Below are 10,633 nucleotides of genomic sequence, written 5' to 3'. Positions count from 1 at the left end.
TCGAGTTTTTCAAGTCAGAGGCATCCAAGCATCAAACCCAGTATCAGCGCATGATCCGCCGCTTGCTGGACTCATACGTTGCAGCGCAGGGGACGGTTGCCGGCCATGCAAAGCGCTCAGTCCGCAAACGCGCGCCAATGTAGTCCTGGTCTGCCACGCTGCGCTCGCACTGAAAACCGTACCGTCATTGCAAGGAGCGCAGCGACGCGGCAGTCCCATGACTACCGATATCTGGACCTTCGGGTGTACCAGGCTGATACCCATGCCTGCCATGTGCGGCGCTACAAAGGGGGCGAGTTGCGCGAAAGAGTGCAGCGCGCCGGTTGATTCGCATCGGGCTGTGGCTTGGTGCGGGCGGGTCGCGGCTGCTGATAGAAGATTTCTACAGCCTAATGCAGGCATAAATAAATGTACCTTGCATATTGATCGCTTAATAGACAAAATGCTAGGATGAAAGTAAAAGACATCAATCCGATTGAAACGCAGGAGTTTCCTCGGGCACTGCTCAAATCAGCAACCGAGCAATTGGCCTTTTCACCAGCCGTCGTGCTGCTTGGGCCCCGGCAGGTTGGCAAGACCACCTTGGCACGGCAAATTGCGGCCATGCACCCCAACACCATCAGCCTTGATCTGCAATTGCCAGGCGACCGCGAAAAACTCACCGAAGGCAGCGGTTTTTTGCAGGCCCATCGCGACAAATTGCTGGTGCTCGACGAAGTGCAGTACGTGCAAGAAGTTTTTGCGCAACTGCGCCCCGAAATTGATGCACAACGCACACCGGGGCGTTTTTTGCTGTTGGGCTCGGCCTCCGGTCGCTTGCTACAGCAAAGCTCGGAGTCGCTGGCCGGGCGCGCCAGCTACCTGGAACTCACGCCCTTGCAGGTCGACGAGGTAGTGGCAATGGGTGCCGATGCTGTCTTTGATGCGCCCACACTCCAAAAACTCTGGTTGCGCGGTGGCTTTCCGGTGAGCTACACGGCGCCCACCGATGCGCTGTCTTTTTCATGGCGCACCGATTTCATTGCCACGTTCTTGAACCGCGACATCCGCGAGCTGGGTGTCAATGTGCCCGCACAAACGCTGCACCGGTTTTGGCGCATGACGGCGCATTTGCATGGCTCGCTGTTCAATGCCTCCAACTTGGCCGCGTCGCTGGGTGGCATCTCGCACACCACGGTGGCGCGCTACCTCGATTCTTTGGTGGACACCATGATGCTGCGCCGACTGGAGCCGCATTTTGTGAACATTGGCAAGCGCCTGGTGAAGTCGCCCAAGGTGTACGTGCGCGACAGCGGCTTGCTGCACGCACTGCTGAATGTGCCCGATGTCAACGCCCTGATCGGGCACCCCATGGCGGGCCCGTCATGGGAGGGTTTCATGGTGGAGCAAATTTGCGCCCTGCTGCCCAAAGGGGCTGACGTGGGCTTTTACCGCACGGCAGCAGGCGCCGAGCTGGATGTGGTGGTGGAGCTGGGCAGTAAAAAGCTGGGTTTTGAGATCAAGTTCTCCAGCGCCCCGAAGGTGAGCCGTGGCTTTTGGCAGGCCTGCCAGGACGTTGGCGTTGACCATGCTTACGTGGTGGCACCGGTGCCTCAGGGCTGGCCCCTCAAGTCAGACCAGGCGTTCAGCGTGGACGTGATCAACCCCGCGCAGTTGCCATGGGCTTTGGCGCGCTGACTTCTGTTTGCGCAAACGAGGAGGAAGGGCTATTTTTCCTCGCTGATCCCCAGCTTCTTCATTTTTTCCCAGAGTGTCTTGCGGCTGATGCCCAGCGCGGCGGCAGAGTCGGCGATGCGGCCCTCTTTGCCTTTGAGTGTTTGCTCGATGTAGTGGCGCTCGTAGCTGCCCAGATAGTCGGTGAGCGAGGTGGCGGCCTCTGGCTTGGCCTGCGCGCCGTGGCCGAACAGAATGTCTGGCGTCAACACCGCCTGGCTTGACAGGATGCAAGCGCGCTCAAGGCAGCTTTTGAGCTCGCGGATGTTGCCTTTCCAGGGGTTGTCCAGCAAGGACTGCTCGGCTTCGGGGCTGAGCTCGCGGCGGTGACTGCCGTGCTGCTTGGCTTCGGCATCGAGCATCTGGCTGGCCAGCCAAAGAATGTCTTCCTTGCGCTCGCGCAGTGGCGGAATCTGCAGCTCCAGCACATTGATGCGGTAGTACAGGTCTTCGCGGAACTCGCCCGCTTCGACCATTTTCTTGAGCACCTTGTTGGTGGCGCAGACCAGGTTGATTTCGATGGGGATGAGCGCCTCGGAGCCCACCCGCATCACCTTGCGCTCCTGAATGACGCGCAGCAGTTTGACCTGCATGGACAGGGGCATTTCGCCAATTTCGTCGAGAAACAGCGTGCCGCCATTGGCCTGCTCGAAGTAGCCTTTTTTGTCGCGCACGGCGCCGGTGTAGGCGCCCTTGACGTAGCCGAACATTTCGGCTTCGAGCAGGGTGTCTGTGATGGCGGCGCAATTGACGGTGACAAAGGGCAACCGCCAGTCGGGGTCGCGCAGCCTGTGCAGGGCACGCGCCACCACTTCCTTGCCAACGCCGGATTCGCCCGTGATGAGCACGGTGATGTTGTCGAATGCCAGCTTGGGCAACACCGACTCGATGTGGCGCATGGCACTTGACAACCCCAGCCCGGGCTCGCCGGAGGCGTGCTCGCTGCCGCGCCCAGCCTTGGCAAAGATGTTGTGCACCATGTCGATCAGCGCCCGGATATCGACCGGCTTGGTCAGGTAGTCCTGGGCGCCGAGCTTGAGCAGGCGCACGGCGCGGTCGATGGCGCCGTAGCCGGTCATGAAGATGTAGGGCGGTAGCTCGGTGCCGGCGGCCCGGAGTTCTTCGAACAGTTGTTCACCGTCGATGTCGGGCAGCTTGATGTCGCTGATGACGACGCTGTACTGGTCTTGCTGGAGCGACTGGCGCGCGGCTTCGCCGGTTTTGAACCAGGTGCAGTCAAAGCCCTCCAGGCCAAAACGGTCGGAGACCGCCTCGCCCATGATCTCGTCGTCTTCAATCAGGCAAATGCGATTGACAGTCATGCGGCGCTGGCTTCTTCAAAGGGCAGGGTGACGGTAAATATGACGCGATGGTCGATTTGCTCCACCGCAATTTTGCCGCCCAGCTGTTGCACGATCTGGTAAGTGATCCACAGGCCGAGGCCGTGCCCCGTTTGGCTGATGGGCGAGAAGGGTTCGAACAGATGCAGCAACTGCTCAGGTGAGAGTTGCGCGCCGTCGTTTTCGATGCGCATGCGCAAGACCTGGTCTTTTTCCTCGATGGCGCAAATCACCAGGCCTTTTTGCTCGGCGGCATGGATGGCATTGAGCAGCAGATTGATCAGCACCTGGCGTACCTGGTTGGCCTGCAGCGGCAGCGGCCGGGCCAGGCTGGAACGCCAGTCGAGCAGCAGCTCTTTGTTGCGCGCCTGGGGCAGCACCAGGTTGCGGATGTCCTCGAAGTCCTGGGGTTCGAGATGGCGGCTCCTGACGCGGGCCTCGACCAGCAGGGCGCCCACCGTTTCCTTGATCTGGGTCAGGCCACGCGCGATCAGGTCGATGGTCTTGGCGGTGCGTGCATCCATTTCGCCGTAGTTCTTCAGGGTGTCGATGGCAGTGAGCATTCCGCCCAGCGGGTTGTTGATTTCGTGAGCCACGCCGGCGGCCAGTCGCCCGACAGCGGCAAGCCGCTCCGAGTGAATGATTTGCTGCTCAAGAGCCTCATTGGAGCTGTGCTCCTCGACAATTTTGTGATAGGCCTCCAGCAGTTGGCCCACCTCGTCATGGTACGGATAGACGGTGGTTTCCAGATTATCGACATCGCCAGTCCTGAGCCTTTTCATGCGTTCGGTCAGCAGCACCAGCGGGCGCGCCATGCGTTTTCCCCAGCTCCAGTTGACCGGCAGCAGGATGAGCAGCACCAGCAAGCCCACCATGCCACCGTAAACGGCAGTGCGGTACAAGCGCGGCGTCAAAACGTCTTTGGAATGGACCAGGATCAGGGTGCCCAGGCTGAATCCCTCGCTGAGAATGGGCGCGGCGATATAAATATTCTGCGCATCCTCCATGTCATAGGTCTTTTGCATGCTGACTGACGAGCTCAGAATGCGCTGGATCAAGATACCGTATTCGGGTGTGAGCTGGTCGATCCGGGTGCCCATGGGAATGAGCATGGGCGTGGTGGAGACGACAACCTTGAGGTCGTTGTCAAGGATCAGAATATTCTTGGGCAGCATCAGGTCGGGGATGGGCGTCACGGCCAACGGTGCGCTGATGATTTCAAAAACCTGCCAGATGTCGTCATCGATCAGCGGCTGAAAAATGTTGGTGACTAGCGTGTTGCCCAGGCTCGACGAGTTGTTGATCAGGTCGTGCCGCAAGTCGTCATAGACCTTGAACATGAACGCACCCGTGACCGCCAGCGTGCTCATGACGATCAGCAGACTACCCCAAATGGGAAATTTCCAGCGGTGGCTCAGGTCGAATAGGCGCATCATTCTCCGCCCAGGGCATGCCGCATTTTGTTGATGCGCTCGAAGGCGTTCTCATCGCCGGGAACAAAGCCATCTATGCCGATGCGCTTGAGCAGCTCATTGCCCTTGGGATCGGTCGCCATGCCGATCAGTGCGCGCTGCAACTCGTTGAAGTCGTTCTGGCTGACATGCGCACTGGCGACCCACGGCGGAGCGGCATAGACATGTGATCTGGCGACGATGCGGGTTTGGGCGGTCAGGCCAGGGGTTGCCACGGACAGGGCATCCCAGACCATGCTGTCCACTTCACCGGCGTGGGCCAGCCCCAAGGCCACGGCTTTCACAACTTCGCGGTGTGAGCGTGCGAATAAAACTTTGTTGAAAAATCGGTCAGGATCTTCGCCGGCCATCAACAATTGGTAGCGCACGTCCAGATAGCTGCCGTTTTGGCTGGCATCGGTAAAAGCAAACACCGCGCCCTTGAGCTGCAACAGGGAGCTGGTGGCGTGGTTGTATTTGGGAACAATCAGGTAAGAGGTAAAGAACGGTTGCCCTTTGTACAGCGGGGAGGCCAGCAGGCGGATGCGGTTCTTGACATGCGCGTTGGGGTAGTCGGTGACCCAGGCAAAATCCACTTTTTCGGTGTCCAGCTGCACCGTGGTTTCATCGGGTTTTCGGTGGATCACAATATCGACCTGGCGTTTGAGCCTGTTGGTCAGGTACTGGCGCAACTCTGCAATGAGCGTGTACTGCTGGTGCAGCAGGGTGTCTGGCAAGCCAATGCGGATCGACTCATTGACCGGCGCCGCCCCGGCGGGGGTATAAAAGAACAGGACGGCCGCGCACAGCCACAGTAGCCGCCGGAGGCGGCACGTTATGCGGCGAAACGACATCTTCATTGGCACGATCTTTGGCAGGCGGTTTCCTGAATCAAAGTTATTTATATCAGAATCAGCCGATATTTTTGGACATGGCCGTGTAGCGGTCGAAATTTTTAATGTAGTCGTCCATGTGCTCTTCCAGCGCCAGCCGGTACTCACGCACAAAGTAGTCGATATTGGCGTTGCGCTGCGCGGCCATTTCGGTGCCGCTCTTGTAACCGCTGGCGGTCAAGGAGGTACTGAAGCGGGCGCTGGCGTACATCATGGAGGCGCTCACCTGGCCATGCACGTCCTGCTCGAGCTGGTCGTTGGACAGGTTGATATGTGCGTTGGCACGGTCGTAAAAGGACGGGTCCGGATTTTTCGGCATGTTGCTTTCCAGGAAATGGGGTTTGAAAGGGTGGCTTGACCACAGGCTGCAATTATCTTGCAAGGCAAAGCTAAAATTCAAGGCAGCAGTTCGAAAGAATTTTTTGGGTCGCTAGCCCGCCTGCCCCGTGCAGCCTATTTTTCAGAATGGATGGTTTTGATATGAAACGGTTTCTTGCGACCCTGTTGGTAGTGAGTGCCAGCCTTGGCTACAGCGTCAATGCGCTGGCAACTCCAGTGGTGATCAAAGGCGAGGTTCTCGAAGCGAAAGATGTGGACAGCTATACCTACCTGCTTCTTAAAACCGCCAATGGCGAAGTCTGGACAGCCGTTGGCAAGGCGCCGGTCAAGAAAGGGGCCACGGTAACGGTGGAAGACGCCGAACAAATGGACAATTTCGAGAGCAAGGCGCTCAAGAAAACTTTCCCGAAAATCTTCTTCGGCAGCCTGGCCAAGCCTAAATTAAGTGCTTCCGAAGAAGCCGCCCAGGTCGCCTCGGCCCATGCAGCAGCGCCCAAGACCGCCGTTGCGGCTGACATCAAGGTGGCCAAGGCGACTGGCGCCAGCGCGCAAACGGTGGCTGAACTGATCACCAAGAGCGCTTCGCTTAAAGACAAGCCGGTGCTGGTGCGCGCCCAGGTGGTCAAGTTCACCCCGGCCATCATGGGCAAGAACTGGGTCCATCTGCGTGACGGCTCGGGCGCTGCCGCCAACAATTCCAACGACGTGCTGGCCACGTCCCAGGAGCTTTTCAAGGTGGGCGATGTGGTGCAGCTTAAAGGGGTTCTGCGCACCAATGTCAACCTGGGTTCCGGCTACACCTACCAGGTGCTGATCGAAGAAGCCAAACTGCAAAAGTAACGGTGCTTGGCCACATTCGGCGCAAGCTTGTTGCGCTGACGGTGACGCTTTGGCATGCGCGCTGCCCTTAAACTGCAGGCCTTAGCCAAAGTTAACCTGGAGCTTTTATGCTACACCGTACCGCCACCCTGTTCGACCCCGTACACGCCGGGGACCTGGCGCTGGCCAATCGCATCGTGATGGCCCCGCTGACGCGCAACCGCGCGCCCGATGCCACGCCCACCGCCCTCATGGCCCAGTATTACACCCAGCGCGCCAGCGCCGGGCTCATCATCACCGAGGCCACCGCCATCAGCCAGCAGGGCCAGGGCTACGCCGACGTGCCCGGTTTGTATGCCGAGGAGCAGGTCGAAGCCTGGAAGGACGTGACGCGCAGCGTACATGCCGCCGGCGGCAAGATTGTGTGCCAGCTCTGGCATGTGGGCCGTGTCTCGCACACCAGCCTGCAGCCCCACGGCGACCAGCCGGTGGCGCCGTCGGCCATCACCGCCAAGACCAAGACCGTGCTGCTCAAGGACGGAGCGCCGGTTTTTGTCGATACCTCGGCGCCGCGCGCGCTGCAAGCCTACGAACTGCCCGACATCGTGCACACCTATGTGGCGGCGGCGCGCAATGCGGTGCAGACCGCCGGTTTTGACGGCGTCGAAATCCACGCCGCCAACGGTTATCTGCTCGACCAGTTCCTCAAAAGCGGCTCCAACCAGCGCCGCGATGACTTTGGTGGCAGCATCGAAAACCGCGCCCGTTTTTTGATGGAAGTGGTGCAGGCCGTGACCAGTGCGGTGGGCGCCGGCAAGGTGGGCATTCGCCTGTCGCCGGTGACCCCGGCCAACGATGCCTTCGACCCCGACCCGCAGCCGCTGTTCGACTACGTGGTTCGCCAGCTGGCCGCGTTTGGGCTGGCCTATGTGCACGTCATCGAAGGTGCCACCGGCGGCCCACGCGAGTTGCCCGATCGCCCATTCGACTACACCGGCCTGCGCCGCGCCTACCGCGCCGCTGCTGGCAAGGGTGCCTGGATGGTCAACAACGGGCTGGACAAGGAGCTGGCGCAAAAAGTCATTACGGAAGGCGCCGATCTGGTGGCATTTGGCCGCCCGTTCATTGCCAACCCCGATCTGGTGGAGCGTCTGCGCAAGGGCAAGCCTTTGGTCGAGAGCGACAAAACCACCTGGTACGGCGGTGGCGCCAGGGGCTATACCGACTACCCTGCGCTCAAAAACGCCTGAACCGCGTACTTGCCAACACAAAATTGGCAAGACGGTATGTGACACGCCATGCCCCGCTTTGCCGCTAACCTGAGCTTTCTATACCCCGAGCTGCCTTTTCTGGACCGCTTTGAGGCCGCTGCGTGCGACGGTTTTACGGCGGCGGAATTTTTGTTTCCCTATGCTTGGTCGGCGCAGGAACTGGCGGCGCGGCTCAAGGGCAGCGGTTTGCAGCAGGTGCTGTTCAACGCGCCGCCGGGCGGCACCGATGTGGCTTCGGTGGTGGGCGCCTGGGACGCGGGCGAACGTGGATTATTGTGTTTGGAAGGGCGAGATGACGAATTTCGCCATGGCATCGCACTGGCGCTGGACTATGCGGCCGCCCTGCACTGCCCCAGGATTCATGTGATGTCCGGCCTGGTGCCGCCCGGTGTCGAGCGCGAGCGCTTGCTGGATGAAGTGGTCGGCAAGTTACGCCGGGCCTGCGCCCAGGCCGAACAGCAGGGCGTGACGCTGCTGATTGAGCCGATCAACCTGCGCGACATGCCGGGCTACTTCCTGAACCGGCAAGACCATGCGCACCAGATTTTGGCGGCTGTGGGCGCGCCGAATTTGCAGGTGCAAATGGACCTGTACCACTGCCAGATTGTGGAGGGCGATGTGGCCACCAAGCTGCGCCACTACCTGCCATTTGGGCGCGTCGGCCATATCCAGATCGCCAGCGTGCCCGAGCGCCAGGAGCCTGACCATGGCGAGCTCAATTACCCGTACCTGCTCAAACTGATCGATGAGTTGGGCTACGCCGGCTGGGTCGGCTGCGAATACCGGCCCAAGCTCGGCACACAACCGGGTGGCACGTCGGTGGGTCTGGGCTGGTTCAGTCGTGGCATGATCTGAGCATCCGTTTGACGCATCACGCAAGGACTCTTCAATGAACGCACGCATCGCCCCATCGCTGTTGAACACTGCTCAGGCCCTGACCCAGGTCAGCCAGGCCTGGGACACCGACCTGGTCAAGCAACTCACCAATTACATCGCCATTCCCGCCAAGTCACCCATGTTCGACGCCGACTGGGCGCAGCATGGCCTGATCGACACCGTGGTGCAAAACGCCTTTGAGTGGGTGCAGGCGCAAAAGGTGGCGGGCCTGACGCTGGAGATCGTCCGCCTGCCCGGGCGCACGCCAGTGCTGTTTTTTGAAGTGGCGGCCTCCACCGGCAACACCAACCAGGTGGTGTCTGATCAGACCGTGCTGATGTACGGCCACCTTGACAAACAGCCCGAATTCACCGGCTGGCGCTCTGACCTGGGGCCATGGTCACCTAAATACGAAGACGGCAAGCTGTATGGCCGTGGCGGTGCTGATGATGGTTACGCCATTTACGCGGCCATCACGGCCATCCAGGCGCTCAAAACCCAGCAGATCGCGCACCCGCGCATTGTGGGCTTGGTGGAAACCTGCGAAGAAAGCGGTTCCTACGACCTGCTGCCCTACATCGACACGCTGCGCAAACGCCTGGGTGATGTCGGTCTGGTGATCTGCCTGGACTCGGGCGCCGGCAACTACGACCAGCTGTGGATGACCAACAGCCTGCGCGGCATGGCCAGCGGCACGCTCAAGGTCGAAGTGCTGACCGAGGGCGTGCACTCGGGCGACGCCAGCGGCCTGGTGCCGTCGAGCTTTCGCATCCTGCGCCACCTGCTGGACCGCCTTGAAGACAGCGGCAGCGGCCGTCTGCTGCCCGCCAGCTTTCATTGTGAAGTGCCCGCTGACCGCCTGAACCAGGCCAAAGCCACGGCGGCCATTCTGGGCGAGGCGCTGTACAAGCGCTTTCCCTGGGCGCATGCCGACTGCGGTGGCAGCAGCCAGACCATGTTGCCCACCACCAGCGACCCGCTGCAGGCCTTGCTGGCGCGCACCTGGACACCCACCTTGAGCGTGACCGGTGCCGACGGCCTGCCCGAACTCAAGAACGCCGGCAATGTGCTGCGCCCTTACACCGCCTTCAAACTCAGTCTGCGCCTGCCGCCGCTGATCGACGCGGCCAGCGCCGTGGCCGAGCTCAAGACCCTGCTGGAAGACAACGCGCCCTACCAGGCCAAGGTGACGTTCGAGGGCGGCGCCGGCGCCACCGGCTGGAACGCGCCCAGCACCGCGCCCTGGTTCGAGCAGGCGCTGCAGCGCGCCTCACAAGACTACTTCGGCGCGCCCTGCGGCTACATCGGCCAGGGCGGCACCATTCCGCTCATGAACATGCTGTCCACCGGCTTTCCCAAGGCGCAGATGATGGTCTGCGGCGTGCTCGGCCCCAAGAGCAACGCCCACGGTCCGAATGAATTCCTGCATGTGCCCTATGCCAAGAAGCTCACCGCTGCCGTGGCGCAGGTGATTGCGGCGGCTGCGCTGGCGTAACGCCTCAGCGCGGCGCCAGCACCGCCATGGTGATGCGTGACACGCAGGTGGGTTCGCCGGCGTCATTGACCATGTCGATCTGCCAAACCTGTGTCGTTCGGCCAATGTGCACAGCGCGGGTGGTGCCTGTGACCCAGCCGCTGGTGACACCGCGCAAGTGGTTGGCGTTGATGTCGAGGCCCACGGCCTTGTGACCCGGTGCGCAGGCATAGTTGGCGGCCACCGAGCCCAACGTTTCGGCCAGCACCACGCTGACACCACCGTGTAGCAGGCCGAAGGGTTGCCGGGTGCGCGCATCCACCGGCACCCGGGCGCGGATGAAGTCGTCGCCCACTGCCAGAAACTCGATGCCCAAATGACTGACCGCCGTGTCCAGGCTGGTACGGGTCAGTTCGGCCACAGAAATAGGCTGTTGCCACACGCGCATACACAACTC

The 10,633-nt window shown here is 61.0% G+C and carries 10 protein-coding genes; 5 read left to right on the top strand and 5 right to left on the bottom strand.

All coding sequences use genetic code 11. From position 1 onward, the window contains the following. The first annotated feature begins 450 nt into the window (after nucleotides 1–450). On the top strand, nucleotides 451–1,677 hold the full coding sequence (locus tag PHF15_RS13820) for an ATP-binding protein (protein WP_300121894.1): 1,227 nt from the start codon (nucleotides 451–453) through the stop codon (nucleotides 1,675–1,677). A 29-nt stretch (nucleotides 1,678–1,706) separates the two neighbouring features. Here the strand turns inward: PHF15_RS13820 and PHF15_RS13815 are convergent, their stop codons facing one another. The 4 genes from PHF15_RS13815 to PHF15_RS13800 are packed head-to-tail and all read right to left on the bottom strand — an operon-like array spanning nucleotide 1,707 to nucleotide 5,716. Then, entirely contained in the window at nucleotides 1,707–3,035 is a 1,329-nt protein-coding gene (locus tag PHF15_RS13815; protein ID WP_300121893.1) for a sigma-54 dependent transcriptional regulator, read from the bottom strand. Further along, nucleotides 3,032–4,486, bottom strand: coding sequence for a HAMP domain-containing sensor histidine kinase (locus PHF15_RS13810; protein WP_300121892.1), 1,455 nt, complete (start codon nucleotides 4,484–4,486; stop codon nucleotides 3,032–3,034). Before PHF15_RS13810 ends, PHF15_RS13815 begins: the two co-directional genes overlap by 4 nt. Beyond that, nucleotides 4,486–5,364 (bottom strand): PhnD/SsuA/transferrin family substrate-binding protein, encoded by an 879-nt coding sequence (locus PHF15_RS13805; RefSeq protein WP_300121891.1) that lies wholly within the window; start codon nucleotides 5,362–5,364, stop codon nucleotides 4,486–4,488. Before PHF15_RS13805 ends, PHF15_RS13810 begins: the two co-directional genes overlap by 1 nt. Before the next feature lie 52 nt (nucleotides 5,365–5,416). Then, nucleotides 5,417–5,716 carry a DUF3144 domain-containing protein gene (locus PHF15_RS13800; RefSeq protein ID WP_300121889.1) on the bottom strand — a complete coding sequence of 100 codons (300 nt, stop codon included), beginning with the start codon at nucleotides 5,714–5,716 and terminating at the stop codon, nucleotides 5,417–5,419. A gap of 161 nt (nucleotides 5,717–5,877) precedes the next feature. Here PHF15_RS13800 and PHF15_RS13795 point away from each other — a divergent pair, with 161 nt between their 5' ends. The 4 genes from PHF15_RS13795 (at nucleotide 5,878) to PHF15_RS13780 (ending at nucleotide 10,197) form a co-directional block, all read left to right on the top strand. Further along, on the top strand, nucleotides 5,878–6,576 hold the full coding sequence (locus PHF15_RS13795; protein WP_300121888.1) for a nucleotide-binding protein: 699 nt from the start codon (nucleotides 5,878–5,880) through the stop codon (nucleotides 6,574–6,576). 107 nt (nucleotides 6,577–6,683) lie between these two features. After that, complete coding sequence (locus PHF15_RS13790) at nucleotides 6,684–7,805, top strand: alkene reductase (RefSeq protein ID WP_300121887.1); 1,122 nt, start codon at nucleotides 6,684–6,686, stop codon at nucleotides 7,803–7,805. Nucleotides 7,806–7,853: 48 nt separating this feature from the next. After that, the gene (gene otnI / locus PHF15_RS13785) at nucleotides 7,854–8,681 is read left to right on the top strand and encodes a 2-oxo-tetronate isomerase (RefSeq protein WP_300121885.1); all 828 of its coding nucleotides are present in this window, start codon (nucleotides 7,854–7,856) and stop codon (nucleotides 8,679–8,681) included. Nucleotides 8,682–8,715: 34 nt separating this feature from the next. Further along, entirely contained in the window at nucleotides 8,716–10,197 is a 1,482-nt protein-coding gene (locus tag PHF15_RS13780) for a M20 family metallopeptidase (protein WP_300121883.1), read from the top strand. Between the two features lie 4 nt (nucleotides 10,198–10,201). On the opposite strand, the gene PHF15_RS13775 is transcribed toward PHF15_RS13780, so the two are convergent. Then, nucleotides 10,202–10,624, bottom strand: coding sequence for a hotdog fold thioesterase (locus PHF15_RS13775; RefSeq protein ID WP_300121881.1), 423 nt, complete (start codon nucleotides 10,622–10,624; stop codon nucleotides 10,202–10,204). Nucleotides 10,625–10,633 lie beyond the last annotated feature (9 nt).

This window comes from Rhodoferax sp., assembly GCF_028689295.1.
In the GTDB taxonomy this organism is placed as follows: Bacteria; Pseudomonadota; Gammaproteobacteria; order Burkholderiales; family Burkholderiaceae_C; genus Rhodoferax.
This window is presented reverse-complemented; position numbering and strand designations above follow the sequence as displayed.

What these genes read in the sequence shown, in the direction of transcription:
- PHF15_RS13795 (WP_300121888.1), top strand. Translation starts at nt 5,878, where the DNA reads ATGAAACGGTTTCTTGCGACCCTGTTGGTAGTGAGTGCCAGCCTTGGC.
- otnI (WP_300121885.1), top strand. Translation starts at nt 7,854, where the DNA reads ATGCCCCGCTTTGCCGCTAACCTGAGCTTTCTATACCCCGAGCTGCCT.
- PHF15_RS13810 (WP_300121892.1), bottom strand. Translation starts at nt 4,486, where the DNA reads ATGCGCCTATTCGACCTGAGCCACCGCTGGAAATTTCCCATTTGGGGT.
- PHF15_RS13790 (WP_300121887.1), top strand. Translation starts at nt 6,684, where the DNA reads ATGCTACACCGTACCGCCACCCTGTTCGACCCCGTACACGCCGGGGAC.
- PHF15_RS13820 (WP_300121894.1), top strand. Translation starts at nt 451, where the DNA reads ATGAAAGTAAAAGACATCAATCCGATTGAAACGCAGGAGTTTCCTCGG.
- PHF15_RS13800 (WP_300121889.1), bottom strand. Translation starts at nt 5,716, where the DNA reads ATGCCGAAAAATCCGGACCCGTCCTTTTACGACCGTGCCAACGCACAT.
- PHF15_RS13815 (WP_300121893.1), bottom strand. Translation starts at nt 3,035, where the DNA reads ATGACTGTCAATCGCATTTGCCTGATTGAAGACGACGAGATCATGGGC.
- PHF15_RS13775 (WP_300121881.1), bottom strand. Translation starts at nt 10,624, where the DNA reads ATGCGCGTGTGGCAACAGCCTATTTCTGTGGCCGAACTGACCCGTACC.
- PHF15_RS13780 (WP_300121883.1), top strand. Translation starts at nt 8,716, where the DNA reads ATGAACGCACGCATCGCCCCATCGCTGTTGAACACTGCTCAGGCCCTG.
- PHF15_RS13805 (WP_300121891.1), bottom strand. Translation starts at nt 5,364, where the DNA reads ATGAAGATGTCGTTTCGCCGCATAACGTGCCGCCTCCGGCGGCTACTG.